The organism is Serratia plymuthica NBRC 102599, assembly GCF_001590925.1.
GTDB classification, from domain to species: domain Bacteria; phylum Pseudomonadota; class Gammaproteobacteria; order Enterobacterales; family Enterobacteriaceae; genus Serratia; species Serratia plymuthica.
The window spans coordinates 86,452-106,856 of sequence record NZ_BCTU01000019.1 but is presented as its reverse complement, the minus strand read 5'-3'; the positions used below and the strand labels follow the sequence as shown (position 1 = coordinate 106,856).

12 protein-coding genes are annotated in these 20,405 nt (G+C 56.4%); 4 read left to right on the top strand and 8 right to left on the bottom strand.

All coding sequences use genetic code 11. The features are described 5' to 3' along the window. Positions 1-126: 126 nt before the first annotated feature. Positions 127-2,724, bottom strand: coding sequence for a bifunctional aconitate hydratase 2/2-methylisocitrate dehydratase (gene acnB, locus SPL01S_RS13460; protein ID WP_004947931.1), 2,598 nt, complete (start codon positions 2,722-2,724; stop codon positions 127-129). 894 nt (positions 2,725-3,618) lie between these two features. Between acnB and SPL01S_RS25715 the strand changes: the two genes are divergently transcribed. Beyond that, positions 3,619-3,741: a hypothetical protein gene (locus SPL01S_RS25715; protein ID WP_006327883.1), complete on the top strand. Its 123-nt coding sequence runs from the start codon at positions 3,619-3,621 to the stop codon at positions 3,739-3,741. A gap of 99 nt (positions 3,742-3,840) precedes the next feature. Here SPL01S_RS25715 and lpdA read toward each other — a convergent pair whose 3' ends face one another. The 4 genes from lpdA to pdhR form a co-directional block, all read right to left on the bottom strand. Beyond that, a complete protein-coding gene (lpdA, locus tag SPL01S_RS13455; RefSeq protein WP_004947933.1) occupies positions 3,841-5,265 on the bottom strand; it encodes a dihydrolipoyl dehydrogenase in 1,425 nt (474 codons plus the stop codon). 234 nt (positions 5,266-5,499) lie between these two features. After that, complete coding sequence (gene aceF / locus SPL01S_RS13450; protein ID WP_063200492.1) at positions 5,500-7,389, bottom strand: pyruvate dehydrogenase complex dihydrolipoyllysine-residue acetyltransferase; 1,890 nt, start codon at positions 7,387-7,389, stop codon at positions 5,500-5,502. Between the two features lie 13 nt (positions 7,390-7,402). Beyond that, positions 7,403-10,066 (bottom strand): pyruvate dehydrogenase (acetyl-transferring), homodimeric type, encoded by a 2,664-nt coding sequence (gene aceE, locus SPL01S_RS13445; protein WP_013814466.1) that lies wholly within the window; start codon positions 10,064-10,066, stop codon positions 7,403-7,405. A 165-nt stretch (positions 10,067-10,231) separates the two neighbouring features. Continuing rightward, positions 10,232-10,996, bottom strand: a complete 765-nt coding sequence (gene pdhR, locus SPL01S_RS13440; protein WP_004947949.1) for a pyruvate dehydrogenase complex transcriptional repressor PdhR — start codon at positions 10,994-10,996, stop codon at positions 10,232-10,234. Between the two features lie 655 nt (positions 10,997-11,651). Between pdhR and SPL01S_RS13435 the strand changes: the two genes are divergently transcribed. The 3 genes from SPL01S_RS13435 to SPL01S_RS13425 all read left to right on the top strand — a co-directional run bounded on the left by SPL01S_RS13435 (position 11,652) and on the right by SPL01S_RS13425 (position 15,586). Then, entirely contained in the window at positions 11,652-13,028 is a 1,377-nt protein-coding gene (locus SPL01S_RS13435; RefSeq protein WP_063200489.1) for an amino acid permease, read from the top strand. A gap of 196 nt (positions 13,029-13,224) precedes the next feature. Next, the gene (locus tag SPL01S_RS13430) at positions 13,225-14,625 is read left to right on the top strand and encodes a glycoside-pentoside-hexuronide (GPH):cation symporter (RefSeq protein ID WP_062868608.1); all 1,401 of its coding nucleotides are present in this window, start codon (positions 13,225-13,227) and stop codon (positions 14,623-14,625) included. A 10-nt stretch (positions 14,626-14,635) separates the two neighbouring features. Next, positions 14,636-15,586, top strand: coding sequence for a glycoside hydrolase family 43 protein (locus tag SPL01S_RS13425; protein WP_063200484.1), 951 nt, complete (start codon positions 14,636-14,638; stop codon positions 15,584-15,586). Positions 15,587-15,625: 39 nt separating this feature from the next. Here the strand turns inward: SPL01S_RS13425 and SPL01S_RS13420 are convergent, their stop codons facing one another. The 3 genes from SPL01S_RS13420 to SPL01S_RS13410 are packed head-to-tail and all read right to left on the bottom strand — an operon-like array spanning position 15,626 to position 20,204. Further along, positions 15,626-16,867, bottom strand: coding sequence for a cytochrome c (locus tag SPL01S_RS13420; protein ID WP_063200482.1), 1,242 nt, complete (start codon positions 16,865-16,867; stop codon positions 15,626-15,628). Continuing rightward, a complete protein-coding gene (locus SPL01S_RS13415; protein WP_004947967.1) occupies positions 16,864-17,418 on the bottom strand; it encodes a (2Fe-2S)-binding protein in 555 nt (184 codons plus the stop codon). Before SPL01S_RS13415 ends, SPL01S_RS13420 begins: the two co-directional genes overlap by 4 nt. Continuing rightward, a complete protein-coding gene (locus SPL01S_RS13410) occupies positions 17,415-20,204 on the bottom strand; it encodes a xanthine dehydrogenase family protein molybdopterin-binding subunit (RefSeq protein ID WP_063200480.1) in 2,790 nt (929 codons plus the stop codon). Before SPL01S_RS13410 ends, SPL01S_RS13415 begins: the two co-directional genes overlap by 4 nt. Positions 20,205-20,405 lie beyond the last annotated feature (201 nt).

Genomic DNA, 20,405 nt, shown 5'->3' with positions numbered 1-20,405 from the left:
TGAGCCTTTTTCTTAGTGTAAACATTAATTCATGACTAACTCAGCGAGCGCTCGCAAAGTTGGCAACTGAGCAAAATAAAACGGGAGGCCAAGGCCTCCCGTTGAACAGTTGCGCAATATAGCGGCTTAAACGGCGGTTTGGAAGATCACGCCGTCGGCTTTTTCGGTGTACTGGCCCAGTTGGTCGAAGTTCAGGTAGCGGTAAGTATCCGCCGCCGTTTTATCGACCTGTTCCATGTACGTTTGATACTCGTCCGGCGTTGGCAAACGGCCCAGCAGCGAAGCAACCGCCGCCAGTTCTGCAGAGGCCAGATAAACGTTGGCACCGGTACCCAGACGGTTCGGGAAGTTACGGGTAGAGGTGGAAACCACCGTCGCGCCGTCGGCCACTCGCGCCTGGTTACCCATACACAGTGAACAACCCGGGATCTCGATACGCGCACCGCTCTTGCCGAACACGCTGTAATAGCCCTCTTCGGTCAGTTGAGCCGCATCCATCTTGGTCGGCGGCGCAACCCACAGGCGGGTCGGCAATTGGCCCTTGTGCTGGTCCAACAACTTGCCGGCGGCGCGGAAGTGGCCGATGTTGGTCATGCAAGAACCGATGAACACTTCATCGATCTTGCTGTTAGCCACGTCGGACAGCAGGCGTGCATCGTCAGGATCGTTCGGCGCACACAGGATTGGCTGAGTGATCTCTGCCAGATCGATGTCGATCACCGCAGCGTATTCCGCATCCGCATCGCCTTCCAGCAGTTGCGGATCCGCCAGCCATTTCTGCATACCCTGAATGCGGCGCTCCAGCGTACGGCGATCGCCGTAACCTTCGGAGATCATCCACTTCAGCAGCACGATGTTAGAGTTCAGGTACTCTTCGATCGGTGCCTTATCCAGCTTGATGGTACAACCGGCGGCGGAACGTTCGGCAGAGGCGTCGGTCAGTTCAAACGCCTGCTCGACTTTCAGCTCCGGCAAGCCTTCGATTTCCAGAATGCGGCCGGAGAAGATGTTCTTCTTGCCCTTCTTCTCAACGGTCAGCAGGCCCTGCTGGATCGCGTAGTAAGGAATGGCGTGCACCAGATCGCGCAGTGTGATGCCCGGCTGCATTTTGCCTTTGAAGCGCACCAGCACCGACTCAGGCATATCCAGCGGCATAACGCCGGTCGCTGCGGCAAACGCCACCAGACCGGAGCCGGCCGGGAAGGAAATGCCGATCGGGAAACGGGTGTGGGAGTCACCGCCGGTGCCGACGGTATCCGGCAACAGCATGCGGTTCAGCCACGAGTGAATAACGCCGTCGCCCGGACGCAGCGATACGCCGCCACGGTTCATGATAAAGTCCGGCAGCGTGTGGTGAGTGGTCACATCAACCGGTTTCGGGTACGCGGCGGTGTGACAGAACGACTGCATGACCAGATCGGCGGAGAAGCCCAGGCACGCAAGGTCCTTCAGTTCGTCACGGGTCATCGGGCCGGTGGTGTCCTGAGAACCTACGGAAGCCATCTTCGGCTCGCAGTATTCGCCCGGACGCACGCCGGCAACGCCACAGGCGCGGCCCACCATTTTCTGCGCCAGCGAGAAGCCCTTGTTGCTGGAGGCAACTTCTTTGGCGATACGGAACACGTCGCTGTGCGGCAGGCCCAGCGCTTCACGCGCCTTGGTGGTCAAACCACGGCCGATAATCAGCGGGATACGGCCGCCGGCGCGCACTTCATCCAGCAATACGTCGGTTTTCAGTTCGAAGTTGGCGATCAGTTCGCCGGTTTCGTGGTTGCGCACTTCGCCTTTGTACGGGTAAACGTCGATCACGTCGCCCATGTTCAGCTCGGAAACGTCCACTTCAATCGGCAAGGCACCGGCATCTTCCATGGTATTGAAGAAGATAGGCGCGATTTTACTGCCCAGCACCACACCGCCACCGCGCTTGTTCGGCACATACGGGATGTCGTCGCCCATAAACCACAGCACAGAGTTGGTGGCGGACTTACGGGAAGAACCGGTACCGACCACGTCACCGACGTAGGCCAGCGGGAAACCTTTCTTGTTCAGCAGCTCAATTTGCTTAATCGGGCCAACGCTGCCCGGTTGATCCGGCACTATGCCTTCACGTTCGTTTTTCAGCATCGCCAGGGCGTGCAATGGGATGTCCGGACGCGACCAGGCATCCGGCGCCGGCGACAGATCGTCGGTGTTGGTTTCGCCGGTGACTTTGAATACGGTAACGGTGATTTTTTCCGCCAGTTTCGGGCGTGACAGATACCACTCGGCATCGGCCCAGGACTGCATAATCTGTTTGGCGTGCGGGTTACCCGCCTTGGCTTTCTCTTCCACGTCGTAGAAGTTGTCGAACATCAGCAGCGTATGGGAAAGCGCTTTGGCGGCGATAGCGGCCAGTTTTTCGTTATCCAGCGCGTCGATCAGCGGATGAATGTTGTAACCGCCCTGCATGGTGCCCAACAGTTCTACGGCTTTCTCGGGGGTAATCAGGGGAGAGGTCGCTTCACCTTTGGCGATGGCCGCCAGGAAACCTGCTTTGACATAGGCGGCTTCGTCGACGCCTGGTGGAACACGATTAATCAGCAGGTCTAACAGGAATTCTTCTTCGCCTTGTGGCGGATTCTTTAATGATTCAACCAGCGCTGCCATTTGGGTGGCGTCTAACGGCTTAGGGACGATGCCCTCTGCAGCACGCTCGGCTACGTGCTTACGGTATTCTTCTAGCACGACATTCTCCTCGCTCTCATTGTCATTTATTGTGCCTGGCGTTTATACCCGTCGTCTTTCAAGCCGCAGTGTTGTTACCTGCGTTCAGTTATGTGGCCCGTCCATGGGCCACACCCCTTCGGGGCCGCTGCGAGCAGCGTTCAAATCTGCTCCCGGCAGATTTGTCACCCCAGTTACTTACCTAAGTAAGCGCCTGGGGATGAACGAACTGGGCGCCTAACTGCAACTTGAAAGCCATAGGGCATATGTTCAAACCGGGTTTAGCGCACGGTGTGATGCCATTGATCCTGACGGGGCACTGCTGTCGATGTCCTGGCCTGTAAGGTACAGTGCCCGGTTCCGCTCAGCCAGCATATCAGGATTTGAAACGGTTGTTAATTCGTTCACATAAAAGCAACATTAAATCTTTGCTGAATCGTTGAGTACAGAGTAATCGGCTGTAACGAAGGCTAGCTGGGCTCGTAGGCCCGGCTGCGGGAAACGGAAATCCAGCGCCAAGAGCACAACACGATACCCTTTCATTTGCAATGGTTATTGAGTGCGAAGATCAAAGATTGGGAACGGCAGGCACAAAAAAACCGCCGTTAAGGCGGTTCTGTTGTTCCGTTCGGTGTTAGCAGGCACCTCACGGATTTCTTACATCGTTAAAGAACGATACAAGCGCCACAAAGCAGGGACATTGTGCGCAACGATGATTAAAAAATCAACAAAAAGAATGTCTGAAAATTCATTTCAACGTAGTATTTAGCCGGGTCTGTTCTGCCGGTTTAGCAGTCGGTCATCGGGCTTGAGAACAGTGCTGCAACGACTGCGATACAGGCACCACAAAGCGCTTGTTCCGCCGGGATTTTTCCGGTGAAGTCGCGGTGGTCGTGGTTCCACAAGGATCGCGCAATGAAAGGGAGTTCTTTGTTTATCCTGCTCATTGTACTGGGATCGGCGTTTGGCGTGAGCAAAGGCGGTTGGTCGGTTAACGGCAACAGCCTCACGTTGAACGTGATATTCCAGAACAAGTAAGCTACTGGCCGCTCATTGAGCGGCCTTTTACCTAACTGCCACCCATAAAAAAACGGCCCCTTTTCAGGAGCCGTTCGTTAACCGGTCAAACCAGCAGAATTACTTCTTCTTGGCTTTCGGGTTTGGCAGATCGGTGATGCTGCCTTCGAAGATCTCTGCCGCCAAGCCTACGGACTCGTGCAGGGTTGGGTGAGCATGGATGGTCAACGCGATATCTTCCGCATCACAACCCATCTCGATAGCCAGACCGATTTCGCCCAGCAGCTCGCCGCCGTTGGTGCCGACAATCGCGCCACCGATGATACGGTGAGTTTCTTTGTCGAAGATCAGTTTGGTCATGCCGTCTGCACAATCGGAAGCGATAGCACGGCCGGAAGCTGCCCACGGGAAGGTGGACGTTTCATAGCTGATGCCTTTCTCTTTCGCTTCTTTCTCGGTCAGACCCACCCATGCAACTTCCGGCTCGGTGTAAGCGATTGATGGGATCACTTTCGGGTCGAAGTAGTGCTTCATGCCGGCGATAACTTCAGCGGCAACGTGGCCTTCATGCACGCCTTTGTGCGCCAGCATCGGCTGACCGACGATGTCGCCAATAGCGAAGATGTGCGGCACGTTGGTACGCAGCTGTTTGTCGACGCGGATAAAGCCACGCTCGTCAACTTCCACACCGGCTTTGCCCGCTTCCAGCAGTTTGCCGTTCGGCACACGGCCGATAGCTACCAGCACCGCGTCGTAACGCTGTGGTTCTGCAGGCGCTTTTTTGCCTTCCATAGTGACGTAGATGCCGTCTTCTTTGGCTTCTACCGCAGTCACTTTGGTTTCCAGCATCAGGTTGAACTGCTTGCTGATGCGTTTGGTGAAGACTTTCACCACGTCTTTGTCGGCAGCCGGGATCACCTGGTCAAACATCTCGACCACGTCGATCTGTGAACCCAACGCATGGTATACGGTACCCATTTCCAGGCCGATAATACCGCCGCCCATCACCAGCAGACGCTCAGGGACGGTTTTCAGTTCCAGCGCATCGGTAGAATCCCACACGCGCGGGTCTTCATGAGGAATGAATGGCAGTTGGATCGGACGGGAGCCTGCGGCGATGATGGCGTTGTCGAAGTTGATGGTAGTAGGACCATTTTCGCCTTCAACGACCAGGGTGTTAGCGCCGGTGAACTTGCCCAGACCGTTAACGACTTTAACTTTACGGCCTTTAGCCATGCCAGCCAGACCGCCGGTCAGCTGATTGATGACTTTTTCTTTCCAGACGCGCACTTTGTCGATGTCGGTTTTCGGCTCGCCGAAAACGATGCCGTGCTCGGCCAGCGCTTTGGCTTCTTCGATCACTTTGGCAACGTGCAACAGTGCTTTGGAAGGGATACATCCCACGTTCAGGCAAACACCGCCCAGCGTGGAATAACGTTCAACCAGAACGGTTTCAAGACCTAAGTCAGCGCAACGAAAGGCAGCAGAGTAACCTGCCGGGCCCGCCCCAAGTACCACGACCTGAGTTTTAATTTCAGTACTCATCATGACCTCTTAATTGATTGTCCGGCGGGTCAGACGTCATTTTTATTGCTAATCGATCTCATAACGCCCTTCATCCACCGGGACGCTTACACCGCGAGCAGTTTACAGAATTGTTAATAATCTGCAAAGCGCGTTCGAAGTGACCCGTGTCTCAACAATTTTGTCGAGTCATGCAAAAACCGACAAAACTGCTACTGAAGTAGTAAGGGCGCAGCATGCTGCGCCCTTTTTTCATTACATCACCAGACGGCGAATGTCAGCCAGCATATTGTTGATGATGGTAATAAAGCGCGCACCATCTGCACCATCAATAACACGGTGGTCGAAGGAGAGCGACATTGGCATCATCAGACGCGGCACGAACTCTTTACCGTTCCAGACTGGCTCCATAGCAGACTTGGAGACGCCCAGGATAGCCACTTCCGGCGCGTTGACGATAGGCGCGAAGTGAGTCGTCCCGATACCGCCCAGGCTGGAGATGGTGAAGCAACCGCCCTGCATTTCGCCTGCGGTCAGCTTGCCGTCGCGCGCTTTTTTGGAGATAGCCATCAGCTCGCGGGACAGCTCAGTGATGCTTTTCTTGTTCACATCCTTGAAGACCGGAACCACCAGACCATTTGGCGTATCAACCGCAACACCGACGTTGATGTATTTTTTCAGCGTCAGCTTCTGGCCATCTTCGGACAGAGAGCTGTTGAAGCGCGGCATCTGCTCCAGAGCGGCGGCGACGGCTTTCATGATGAACACCACAGGGGTGAACTTCACGTCCAGCTTACGTTTGGCCGCTTCATCGTTCTGTTGCTTGCGGAACGCTTCCAGATCGGTGATATCGGTTTTGTCGAAGTGAGTCACATGCGGGATCATCACCCAGTTGCGGCTCAGGTTGGCACCCGAAATCTTCTGGATGCGGCCCAGTTCAACTTCTTCGATCTCGCCGAACTTGCTGAAGTCCACTTTCGGCCATGGCAGCATGCCTGGCAGACCGCCACCGGCAGCAGCGGTTGGAGCCGCTTCCGCACGTTTAACCGCGTCTTTCACGTAAGTCTGGACGTCTTCGCGCAGGATGCGGCCTTTACGACCGGTGCCTTTCACTTTCGCCAGGTTTACGCCGAATTCACGCGCCAGACGACGGATGACCGGGGTTGCGTGCACGTAAGCGTCGTTCTCTGCGAACTCGCCTTTGCTTTCCGCTTTGACAGTTGGAGCGGCCGCAGCGGCTTCCTGCTTGGCCGGAGCCGGTGCAGCTTCTGCTTTCTGGGCCGGAGCGGCGGCTGGTGCCGCGCCTTCAACTTCGAACACCATGATCAGAGAGCCGGTTTTCACTTTGTCGCCGGCGCTGATTTTGATTTCTTTCACGGTACCTGCGAACGGTGCCGGCACTTCCATAGAAGCCTTGTCACCTTCAACGGTGATCAGCGACTGCTCAGCGGCAACTTTGTCGCCCACTTTCACCATCACTTCGGTCACTTCTACTTCGTCGCCGCCGATGTCCGGCACGGCAACGTCTTTGGCAGCAGCGGCAGCCGGTGCGGCTGGGGCCGCAGGGGCCTCAACCGCAGCCGGAGCGGCAGCAGACGCTGCGCCGGCCACTTCGAAGACCATGATCAGGGAACCGGTTTTCACTTTGTCGCCGGCGCCGATTTTGATCTCTTTCACGATGCCCGCAAAGGGTGCAGGGACTTCCATTGAAGCCTTGTCGCCTTCCACGGTGATCAGGGACTGCTCGGCGTCCACCTTGTCGCCCACTTTCACCAGGATCTCGGTCACTTCAACTTCGTCGGCACCGATGTCCGGTACCGCAACGTCTTTGGCAGCAGCGGCAGCAGGTGCAGCAGCAGGTGCTGCGGCCGGTTTTTCTTCCGCTTTGGCGGCTGGTGCGGCAGCTGCCGCACCTTCTGCTTCAAAGATCATCAGCAGTTTGCCGGTTTCGGTTTTATCGCCGACGGAAACCTTGATCTCTTTCACCACGCCCGCTTGCGGGGACGGGACTTCCATGGAAGCTTTATCACCTTCAACGGTGATCAGCGATTGTTCAGCTTCAACTTTATCGCCCACTTTCACCAGAATTTCGGTGATTTCCACTTCGTCTGCACCGATGTCCGGTACCTTGATTTCGATAGACATTCTTCTGTACCTCTTATGCCAGACGCGGGTTGACTTTTTCTGGGTTGATGTCGAATTTCTTAATCGCATCAGCTACCACAGAAGCTTCGATTTCACCGCGTTTAGCCAGTTCACCCAGAGCAGCAACCACAACGTAAGAAGCATCGACTTCAAAGTGGTGACGCAGATTTTCGCGGCTGTCTGAACGACCGAAGCCGTCAGTACCCAGAACGCGATAATCGCTGGCTGGAACGTAAGTACGAACCTGTTCTGCGAACAGCTTCATGTAGTCGGTAGACGCAACCGCAGGCGCATCGTTCATCACCTGAGCGATGTAAGGCACGCGTGGGGTTTCGGTTGGGTGCAGCATGTTCCAACGCTCACAGTCCTGGCCATCGCGCGCCAGTTCGGTGAAGGAAGTCACGCTGTAGATGTCAGAGCCAACACCGTAGTCTTTCGCCAGGATCTGCGAAGCTTCACGCACGTGACGCAGAATGGAACCTGAACCCAGCAACTGCACTTTACCTTTGCTGCCTTCCAGAGTTTCCAGCTTGTAGATACCTTTACGGATACCTTCTTCTGCACCCTGCGGCATGGCCGGCATGTGGTAGTTTTCGTTCAGCGTGGTGATGTAGTAGTAGACGTTTTCCTGCGCGTCGCCGTACATGCGGACCAGACCGTCATGCATGATTACAGCCACTTCGTATGCGTAAGCCGGATCGTAAGAGATACAGTTAGGGATAGTCAGAGACTGAATGTGGCTGTGGCCGTCTTCGTGCTGCAGACCTTCACCGTTCAGGGTGGTACGGCCGGAAGTCCCGCCGATCAGGAAGCCGCGCGCCTGTTGGTCGCCCGCTGCCCAGCACAGGTCACCGATACGCTGGAAACCGAACATCGAATAGTAGATGTAGAACGGAATCATCGGCAGATCGTTGGTGCTGTAGGAAGTCGCTGCGGCCAACCATGAAGAGGCTGCGCCCAGTTCGTTGATGCCTTCCTGCAGGATCTGGCCTTTTTCGTCTTCTTTGTAGTAAGCAACCTGCTCACGGTCCTGCGGAGTGTACTGCTGGCCGTTCGGGCTGTAGATACCGATCTGACGGAACAGACCTTCCATACCGAAGGTACGGGCTTCGTCGGCGATGATTGGAACCAGGCGATCTTTGATCGACTTGTTCTTCAGCATCACGTTCAGGGCGCGTACGAAAGCGATAGTGGTGGAGATTTCTTTGTTCTGCTCTTCCAGCAGTGAGCTGAAGTCTTCCAGAGCCGGCATTTCCAGCTTCTGGGTGAAGGCCGGCAGACGAGTCGGCACATAACCTTTCAGCGCCTGACGGCGTTCGTGCAGGTATTTGTACTCTTCAGACTCTTTCTCGAAGGTGATGTACGGCAGTTTTTCGATGTCAGCATCGGCAACCGGCACGTTGAAACGATCGCGGAAGTGGTGAACCCCTTCCATGTTCATTTTCTTCACCTGGTGAGCAATGTTTTTACCTTCCGCGGTTTCACCCATGCCGTAACCTTTGATGGTATGGGCCAGGATCACGGTTGGTTTGCCTTGGGTGTCCTGCGCTTTTTTCAGTGCAGCAAAGACTTTCTTCGGATCGTGACCACCACGGTTCAGCGCCCAGATTTCGTCGTCGGTCATGTCTTTGACCAGAGCGGCGGTTTCCGGGAAGCGGCCGAAGAAGTGCTCGCGTACGTAAGCGCCGTCTTTGGATTTGAAGGTCTGGTAGTCACCGTCCAGGGTTTCGTTCATCAGTTGGATCAGTTTGCCGCTGGTGTCTTTACGCAGCAGTTCATCCCAACGTCCGCCCCAAATCACTTTCAGAACCTGCCAGCCTGCACCGGCGAAGATGCCTTCCAGCTCGTTGATGATCTTGCCGTTACCGGTGACCGGGCCGTCCAGACGTTGCAGGTTACAGTTGATGACGAAGACCAGGTTGTCCAGTTTTTCACGGGTAGCGATGGTGATCGCGCCCTTGGATTCAGGTTCGTCCATCTCGCCGTCGCCCAGGAAGGCGTAAACGGTTTGAGCAGAGGTGTTCTTCAGGCCACGGTGTTCCAGATATTTCAGGAACTTCGCTTGATAGATGGCGCTGATTGGGCCCAGGCCCATGGAAACGGTCGGGAACTGCCAGAATTCCGGCATCAGTTTCGGATGCGGGTAAGAAGACAGGCCTTTGCCGTGAACTTCCTGACGGAAGTTGTTCATTTGGTCTTCGGTCAGGCGGCCTTCAAGGAAGGCTCGTGCGTAAACGCCTGGAGAGATGTGGCCCTGGAAATAAACCAGATCGCCGCCGTCTTGCTCGTTGCGCGCACGGAAGAAGTGGTTGAAGCAGACTTCATAGAAGGTCGCGGAAGACTGGAAGGAAGCCATGTGGCCGCCCAGGTCCAGATCTTTCTTGGATGCACGCAGAACGGTCATTACCGCGTTCCAGCGGATGGCTGAACGGATACGACGTTCCAGATCCAGGTTGCCTGGGTAAGCAGGTTCGTCTTCCACCGCGATGGTGTTGACGTAGTTGTTGGCGGCAGCACCGGCTGCAACGCTAACACCGCCTTTACGGGCTTCACCCAATACCTGATCAATCAGAAACTGAGCTCGCTCAACACCCTCTTCACGGATGACCGATTCGATCGCCTGCAGCCAGTCGCGGGTTTCGATCGGATCCACGTCATTGTTTAAACGTTCTGACATGGTGGTATTCCTTATCTGTCTAATGGTTTGTTTGGAGCCTGTCTTCCTGTGTTCTGAAGCAAAACACACGAAGACAGGCCCATCAGTTTAGTTGCCGCTTAAATGCTTAAATAAGCATTCCGAACGTAAACCCCGCAGGCTGGTGTACCCTGAAGAGAACCGTTCTTAATCCTTGCGTTGCTGGAGACGCCGCAGCGACCTCTCGCGCCGGGTATGTTCCCGACTGAGATCCAGCAATATTTCCTCGATAAACGCCAAATGGCGGTGCGAAGCTTCGCGGGCCCTTTCCGGCTCGCGTGCCACAATCGCCTCAAAAATCCCGGCGCGGTGGCTGCTCACTTTTGCCAACATCTCACGGCGCGAGTAGAGCAATTCAAAGTTCTGACGTACGTTCTGTTCCAGCATCGGCCCCATACAGCGTAACAGGTGCAGTAACACAACGTTGTGGGCAGCTTCGGTCACGGCGATTTGGTATTGCATGACCGCGTCGGCTTCTGCGTCGAGATCGCCGCTGTCCTGGGCCTGCTGAATCACAATATGGCAATCGCGGATGCGCGCCAGATCTTCGTCGGTACCGCGCAGCGCCGCATAATAGGCAGCGATGCCTTCGAGGGCATGACGAGTTTCCAACAGATCGAATTGTGATTCAGGATGGTCGGCCAGCAGTTCAGCCAGCGGATCGCTGAAGCTCTGCCACAGATTAGTTTGTACAAAGGTGCCGCCGCCCTGACGGCGCAGGAGCAGCCCTTTAGCTTCCAGGCGCTGGATGGCCTCTCTCAGAGAAGGACGGGAAACATCAAATTGTTTCGCCAGTTCGCGCTCCGGTGGCAACTTTTCGCCTGGACGCAACGTTCCCTCGAGGATCAGGTGTTCGAGCTGCTGCTCGATAACGTCTGACAACTTGGGTTGGCGGATTTTGCTGTAGGCCATGGGTGAATTCTTCTCTGCGAATGGCGCGGAGTCAATTGGTAATACCAATTTCAAAAACGTGACGGTAAAGTAACAAAGTATTCACCTCCTGTCCATATGAGCCTCGTTCGAAATCATGATTCCCCGCACATTTTAACACCTCGATATCCGGTTAACACTTCGCTATCCGGCCTGCTGCAAACCGGTAACTCACCGTTGGTAATACCATTTACGAGGTAGGTTTCTGATTTAACGTTTTAGAGGCTGCGTCCCGACATGAAGACTGAAGCATCAAAGGCAGAATTTTATTGCATGTTTATTAAGCTTTAACGAATAGCTATTTGCATCCGATGTCCGGCATGAAGCTGATTACTATTTCACCGCCACCAGGGGATCCTATCTACGTTATTTCTGCGCATTGTGTGATTTGCTGCTTATTTCGTGCATCGGATCCCCTCTGTCGTCACACAACCCGCATTTTGTTTCCTAAACTGCTGAAATCTTAATCACTCACAGAATAAAGCAGGTGCAAACTGACGCGCATAACATTATTCTTTGCCAAACGGTAGCGGCTCCGTGGAATTAATAGCTATAACGCCGTAAATAAAACAAAACACACATCGTAACCACTGCTTTACAGCATGTGAGTATTCTGCAACGACAGAGGGTTTCATTGATGGATGGTCAACAGCATGGCGACCAGCTGAAACGCGGCCTGAAAAACCGCCATATTCAGCTTATAGCCCTAGGTGGCGCAATTGGTACCGGGCTGTTTCTCGGTATCGCTCAAACAATAAAAATGGCCGGCCCGTCGGTCATTCTCGGCTATGCCATTGGCGGCTTCATCGCGTTTCTGATTATGCGCCAGCTGGGTGAAATGGTGGTGGAAGAGCCGGTTGCCGGTTCCTTCAGCCACTTCGCCTATAAATATTGGGGCAACTTCGCCGGCTTCGCTTCCGGTTGGAACTACTGGGTGCTGTACGTGCTGGTGGCGATGGCGGAACTGACCGCGGTCGGCATCTATGTTCAGTACTGGTGGCCGGAAATCCCGACCTGGGTGTCCGCCGCGGTGTTCTTCCTGGCGATTAACGCCATCAACCTGGCCAACGTGAAAGTGTATGGCGAGATGGAATTCTGGTTCGCCATTATCAAAGTGGTGGCGATTATCGGCATGATCGTATTCGGCGCCTACCTGCTGTTCAGCGGCATGGGCGGCCCGGAAGCCACCGTAACCAATCTGTGGGCGCAGGGCGGGTTCTTCCCGAACGGCATCATGGGGCTGGTGATGGCGATGGCGGTGATCATGTTCTCGTTCGGCGGTCTGGAATTGGTGGGCATCACCGCCGCCGAAGCCGATAACCCGCAGAAAAGCATCCCTAAAGCCACCAATCAGGTGATCTACCGCATTCTGATTTTCTATATCGGTTCATTGACCATTCTGCTGTCGCTGTACCCATGGGGCAAAGTGGTTGAAGGTGGCAGCCCGTTCGTGCTGATCTTCCACGCGCTGAACAGCGACGTGGTGGCAACGGTGCTGAATATCGTGGTGTTGACCGCAGCGCTGTCGGTCTATAACAGCTGCGTATACTGCAACAGCCGCATGCTGTACGGCCTGGCGCAACAGGGCAACGGCCCGAAAAGCCTGCTGAAAGTCGACGGCCGCGGCGTGCCGGTGATCGCCATCGGCGTGTCCGCCATTGCCACCGCCTTCTGCGTGCTGATCAACTACCTGATCCCAGGGCGCGCCTTCGAGCTGCTGATGGCGCTGGTGGTATCGGCGCTGGTGATCAACTGGGCGATGATCAGCCTGGCGCACCTGAAGTTCCGCGCGGCCAAGAACCGTGAAGGCGTAGAACCGAAGTTCAAGGCATTCTGGTATCCGTTCAGCAACTACCTGTGCCTGGCGTTTATGGCCGGTATTCTGGTGATCATGTACCTGACGCCAGGTATCCAAATCTCGGTGCTGCTGATCCCGGTATGGGTGGCGGTTCTGGCCATCGGCTACGTCATCAAACAGCGCAGCCAGCGCGCGGCGAGCACCGCCAGCCGCTGATAAACCTCGTTAAAATCAACATGGCCCGCAAATGCGGGCCATTTTATTGCCCTTCAATTTTGCAAACTGGCTCACAGTTTCTTCGCCACGCCCGGTTTGTCCATCTCTACAACCAATAGTTTCTGATAACTCGCCGCCTGCCGGGACAATAATCGTTGCCACTCAGTCAGATCCTGCCGCCACGGAGAAAATGTCCATGAAGAGCAATGCCCTATCGATAAAAGAAAAGATTGGCTATGGCATGGGAGATGCCGGCTGCAACATGATCGGTGGCGCGATTATGTTGTTTCTCAATTATTTCTATACCGACATCTTTGGATTGACTCCGGCGCTGGTCGGCATTCTGCTGCTCTCGGTTCGGGTGCTGGATGCGGTTACCGATCCTATTATGGGCGCTATCGCCGATCGTACCCAAAGCCGCTGGGGGCGCTTTCGCCCCTGGTTGCTGTGGGTATCCCTGCCCTATGTATTATTCAGCGTGTTGATGTTCACCACGCCGGAATGGAGTTACAACAGCAAGGTCATCTATGCCTTCGCCACTTACTTCTTGATGTCGCTGACCTACACCGCCATTAACATTCCCTACTGTTCATTAGGCGGCGTAATCACCTCAGATCCGCAAGAGCGGGTATCCTGCCAGTCATACCGTTTTATTCTGGTCGGCATTGCGACGCTCATCCTCTCGCTAACCCTGCTGCCGATGGCCGACTGGTTTGGCGGCGCCGACAAGGCGCGCGGTTATCAGATGGCGATGGGCGTACTGGCGCTGATCGCCCTGTTCATGTTTCTGTTCTGCTTTGCCACGGTCAAAGAGCGTATACGCCCGGCCGTGCCGACCCACGACGCGCTCAAGTCCGATCTGAAAGACGTGTGGAAAAATGACCAATGGGTACGCATTCTGCTGCTGACCTTTTGCAACGTTTGCCCCGGGTTTATCCGCATGGCGGCCACCATGTATTACGTGACCTACGTCATGCAGCAGTCAACCTCATTCGCCAGCCTGTTTATCGCGCTGGGCGTAGTCGGCATGATGATCGGCAGCGCATTGGCGAAGCCGCTGACCGACCGCTTCTGCAAACTGAAAGTGTTCTTTTGGACCAATATCGTGCTGGCGGCGTTTTCCTGCGGTTTTTACTTCCTCAACCCTCAGTTGACCTCATTAATCGTGGTCGCCTATTTCCTGCTGAATATCTTGCATCAAATCCCTTCACCGCTGCACTGGTCGTTAATGGCCGACGTGGACGACTATGGTGAGTGGAAAACCGGCAAGCGCATCACCGGCATCAGCTTTTCCGGCAATCTGTTCTTCCTGAAGGTCGGGCTGGCGGTAGCCGGCGCCATGGTCGGCTTCCTGATGTCGTATTCCGGTTATCAGGCAGATGCGGCCAGCCAAAGCGCCAGTGCACTGAATAGCATCGTATTGTTGTTCACCGTGATCCCGGGCATTGGCTATCTGATCACCGCAGGCGTAGTGCGCCTGCTGAAGGTCGATCGCCAGTTGATGCAGCAGATTCAGATCGATCTGGAAAAGCGCCGGGTCAATTACCAGGAGCTGGCCGACTATCGTGAGCAGCAGCTAGAAACCAAACACCCGTAAGGAGCCCGTAATGCGAGACTACCCTAATCCCTTTATCGAACAGCGGGCCGATCCGTTTATTTTGCGCCACAGCGATGGCTATTACTATTTCACCGCCTCGGTGCCGGAATACGATCGCCTGGAGCTTCGCCGGGCGCGCAGCCTCGACGAACTGCCGCAGGCCACAGCAAGAGTAGTATGGCGAAAGCCGCAGCAAGGGCCAATGAGCGCACTGATCTGGGCGCCGGAACTGCACTTTATCAGCGGCAAGTGGTATTTGTATTTTGCCGCCGCCCACAGCCCCGACATTGCAGATGGCCTGTTCCAGCATCGCATGTTTGCGCTGGAATGCAGCGCAGCCAACCCGTTAACCGGGGAATGGGTAGAAAAAGGCAGGATATACAGCCACATCGACAGCTTCTCCCTCGACGCCACCCATTTTGAGCATCGCGGCAAACATTATTACTTATGGGCGCAAAAGGATCCGGCCATCAGCGGCAACTCCAATCTTTACCTGGCGGAGATGGAAAATCCGTGGACGCTAAAGGGCAAACCGGTGCTGCTCAGCAAGCCGGAGCTCCCCTGGGAAATCGTGGGTTTCGAGGTGAATGAAGGACCTGCGGTGATTACTCATGGCCAACGGATATTTATCAGCTACTCCGCCAGCGCCACCGATGAAAATTACTGCATCGGGCTGCTCTGGGCCGATATCGATAGCGACATCACCGACGCAACCCAATGGCACAAGGCCAGCCAACCGGTATTCCGCACCAGCGCCAAAAACCGCCAATTCGGCCCCGGACACAACAGCTTTACCCTCGACGAGCAGGGCCGGGATCTGTTGGTTTACCATGCGCGCAATTACACTGAAATCGAGGGCGATCCGCTCTATGACCCGAATCGTCATGCGCGGATTAAGCCGATAGCGTGGGATGAAGAAGGCATGCCGGTATTGGGTGAACCGCCGGCGGATAATCGTTAGTAGAGTAAAAGGGGCTCAACACGCTGAGCCCCTTCTTGATCAAGGCTGATTTCGCAGCTTCTTAACCTGCTCGGCAGTGATATCGCCCGGCAACCCGCCCCAGGTGACCCGCAGATAGTTCACCAACTCCGCCACTTGCGCATCGTCCAGCCGCGCACCAAAGGCCGGCATGCTCTGCATGCTTTCACCATTGGGGAACTGCTGCGCCGGCAAACCGTCCAGCACCGAGACAATCAGGTTTTTAGCGTCCGGCTGGCGCAGCGTAGCGTTATCGCGCATCGCGACCGCCACATGCGGCTTACCCTCGCCTTCACGTGCATGGCAACCGGAACACTGATCCAGATAGCTGATGCGCCCGGCATCGCTGCCCTGCCCCACTTTTACCGGCAGCGCGGCCGGCGGTTGCTCACCCATCAGATAGGTAGCCAACGCCTGATGGTCTTCCGGCGTCAAATGACGCGTGCTGAGGTCCACCACCATATGCATTTCGCTGAAGGCGCTGCCCTGCGGCGCAATGCCGGTTGCCAGGAAGCGGTTCAGGTCGTCCGGCGTCCAGCCGCGTTGCGCCAACCCGTGCGGAGTAATGTCCGGCGCCATAAAGCGCCCCAGTTCGCCGCCCTGCATCGGTTTCCCGAGATCCATCTGGCCCAGCATGCCGCGGGGCGTATGGCACTCCCCGCAGTGGCCCAGCGTATCCGCCAGATAGCGGCCACGTTGCCACTGCGCCGAAGCCCCCTGCGAACTGGCCGGCAGCGGATCCTGGTTGCGGAACAACAGGTTCCAGCCAATCAGCGCCATGCGCTGGTTGAACGGGAACGGCATGGCATTTTCCGGGATGGCGACGTCCACCGCCGGGCGCGTCATCAAATAGGCATAAATATCATCGGCATCCTGGCGCGAAATCCCTTTATACGAGGTATAAGGCATCGCCGGGTACAGATGGCGACCGCCCGGTGCCACGCCCTGGGTCAACGCCAGGAAGAAGTCGTCTTTGGTCCAGCGGCCAATGCCGTGGTCGGCCGACGGCGTCAGGTTGCTGCCATAAATTGTGCCGAACGGCGTATCCAACGGATAGCCGCCCGCCAAAGGTGCGCCGCCGCTGGCGGTATGGCAGGCTGCGCAGTCGGCGGCCTGGGCCAGATAGCGCCCCCGGACGATTTGTTCGGCGCTGGCGGTTACCTGCTGCACCGGACCGTCATAGCGGCGGTTTTCCCGCCACCACAGCAGGGCGATAACGATAATCGCCACCAGCAGAATCAACAGTGCGAGACGTTTTTTCATCGCGCCGTCTCCTTCACCAGACCCGGCGTCTTCAGCACCACGTCGCGCACCGCTTCGTAGTAACGCACGTAGCCGGTACAGCGGCAGATATGGTTGTCCAACGCTTGCTCGATGGCGCTTTCCAGTTGATCGCGCGCAATGGGTTCACGCTTGAGCTTTTCCACAAAAAGGGTGGCGGCGTTGACGAAGCCCGGCGTGCAGTAGCCGCACTGGAAGCTGTAATGTTCGAGAAAGGCCTGCTGGATCGGTGAAAGCTCGACCACCTCGCCGTGTTCATCCACCCTGGCGTGCCCTTCGACGGTGCGCACTTTCTTGCCGCTGAAAAAGTGCGCGCCGGTGATGCAGGTGCGCACTTCCTCACTGGTACCGCTCGGATGATCGACAATCGCCACGCAGGCGTGACAAATGCCCTGCCCGCAGCCCAGGCGCGAACCGGTCAGATCGAGATATTCATGCAGGAAGTCGATCATCATCAGCCCTTCCGGCACCTCGATCGGGCCATACTGCTTATCGTTGACGGTCAGGGAGATCGGCTGGGTTTTAATGCTCATTGTAATACCTCACGAATATTTTCTGCACGAACGGGCAAATCACGGAAACGGTGGCCAGTGGCATGGGCGATGGCGTTAACCAACGCGGCGACCACCGGGATCATCACCACTTCGGCCATGCCTTTTGGCGGATCGGTTTCCGACAGCGCGGGCAGGATGTCACCGGTCTGCTTCCAGACCGCCACATCGCTGGCGCGCGGCAGGTGGTAACGGTTAAAGTTCCAGGTGCCGTTACCCGGCCCGTCTTCGTACAAGGGTAAATATTCGTGCAACGCATGGCCGATGCCCATCGCCAGCCCGCCCTGCAGCTGACCGGAAACCAGTTCCGGCACAATCAGGTTGCCGCACTCCATGATCGAATGATGGTTAAGCAGTTCCACCTGGCCGGTGGCGATATCCACCGCCACTTCCGCCAAGGTGCCGACGGCGCTGTAATAGGTCACCGCCGCGTTATTGCGCTGGGTCGGTGGATAATAGACCTGGGTGCGCGGCAGCGTTTTGAACTCGCCATTGGCATTGCGTACCGCCAACCCGTCGATCGGCAGGCGCTCACCGTTACCGCTCAGCGTGAAATCCGCCTCCGCCCACTGCCAGCGGTTAAACACGTGCACCGCTGCACCGGTGATACCGCCCATCTGGTAGGCTTTTTTCGCCAACATCTCTAGGCTCAACACCGCCATGCCGGCGGCGGTCAGCCCGCCTTCTACCCAGCGCGCATCCTCTCTGCGCACCACCAGCGGCGCCGCCTGGCCGCCGCCGATACCCGCCTGCCACAGCGCCATCGCCGCCGGCCACAAGCCGTGGTTGAAGATCAGCCGGGCCGCTTCGCGCGTGCTGTGGGAAAAGTAATACGCCGAGTTGCTGGCGCTGGACGGCGAACAGTAGCTTGGCGTCCAGGCTGGGTTGGTTTGCAATTGATCCTGCTCGGCCTGCGACATGATGTAAGGATCGCCGCTGGCGATCATCGGCAGTACTGACCAGTCGGTCACCGAAAAGTGCGCCTCATCCGCCGGTTTGCCCAGCCATTGCGCGCACAGCACCGACTGCGACGTCGACATGCCGGTGCCCATCTCTGCGCCGCTGTGATGCAGCATGATGCGCCCGTCTTCCCCCAGCTCGACGCGAGCAAAGGAGGTTTCCGCGCCGGTGCCGAAGTCTTTTTGCACGCAACCGAAGCCAACGCCGTAGCGTTTGCCCGGGTTCTTGCTCTCGAACTCCGCCTTGCGTTGGGCACGTTGCAGCCACATCTCGTGCTTCACCGCCTTCTCCAGCACTTCATCGGCACGAATAGCCCCGGCAGGAATAGCACCCTGGGTGTTTTTCATGCCGGACTTCAGTACGTTGCGCAAACGAAACTCGATCGGGTCGATCTTCAGTTCGGCAGCCAGTTCATCCACCATCATCTCGGTGGCGGCCATGCTTTGCAGCGTGCCGTAGCCGCGTGCCGAACCGGCGTCGATAGCACGCGAAGCCAATCCCACTGCAGACAAATCGCTTTTCGGGAAGTAGTAAATCGACTGCGCCGCCGTCGCCGCCACCATCACCACCGACGGCGTAAAGTTGCTGCGGCCACCACCGTCTGCCGTCATCTCTGCGTGAAATGATTGCAGTACGCCGGTTTGGCGATTGACCGCAATACGGTAATTCATGTCGAAAGCGTGGCGTTTCAGCGCCGTCTGGAACTGCTCGAAACGGTCATTGGCCAGGCGTACCGGGTGCCCGTCGCCATACATCGCCGCCACCGCGCCGTAGTACGGGAAGTTAAAGTGATCTTTCGAACCGTAACCGACGGTGTAGCACGGGTGCAAAATCAGCTGCTTCACTGGCGGGTTGAGTTTGGCCAGCATGCGCGGCATTTCGTCGGCCACTTCCTGCGGCGACTGGGTCGGCACCACCAGATGCAGAGTCTGCGTCGCAGTATCGTACCAGCCGTTGGCGTTATCCGGCTCCAGCGCCGAAGTATCGACAGACTGCGTGGTATAACGGCGCGACAGCACCAGCCAATCATCCGGCGGCGTTTGCAGCTCTGCGGCAACCATCCCGGCATAATGCATGCCTTCCTGATCCAGCTTGCCGCCTTCGCGGCCTTCCGGCCAGACCGGCAGGTGTTTCCTCATCGACACCGGGAAAATCGGCGTGTCTTTCAGGCTGGAGAAACGATCGTCATCGAACGGCTGGTCGCCACCCACCCGCACATAGCGGAAGGTGCCCCAAGGATCGCGCTCCAGCGGGCCAGTCTCGGCACCGTATTTGAGGGTATCTTCGCGGAATTTCAGCTTGTCCTTGGCAAAGCGGAAGCGAGCAAAGTCATGATAAATCAGGATCGCCACCGCTTGCCCCAGATAGGCCGGCGTCTTGCCTGCGGGCAGCAGCATGTCGTCACCATAAAACGCCGGGAAAGCCAAGCCGTCGCGCGCCAAATCTTCCGCCGTCACCAGACGATCCGGCTGCAGGTCGTCTCCCAACAACGAGAGATCGAGGCCCGTAAACAGCCTGTCGGCCTTGGTCACGCGCAGAATAAAGGCGTGCGCCTGCTTTTGTGGCCAGTGCGGCATATCGACCGCGCGGATATCGCGGGCGAACACCTTCTGACCCATGACCTTGGCACGGCCGTCAATACGGAAACGCACGCGTTTCTCATGGGCGTCCCAGTTAGGCGACTGAAGAATCTTCTGTTCAAACAACGCGGCGTAGGCGCGGCTGTAGAGGGGGGCGAGGTAGACGGACACCCCCGCTATCACGGCGCTTTTGATAAAGCGACGCCGTGACGAGTTGAAATTGCTCATAAAAAGTCCTTCACATCTTTATTGTTGTTTTGTGTTCGCGGTGTTGTTGCGCAAACGCTGACGACCTTGCCGTAGACGTCATAAGCATATGCTTATAGCCAAAATTATGTGATGATTAACATCCTGTTTTCAACAAAAACACATATTAAAAACACGCATTAGCGCTAAGGTTATCAATAGTTGCGCAAATTCGGGCAGAGC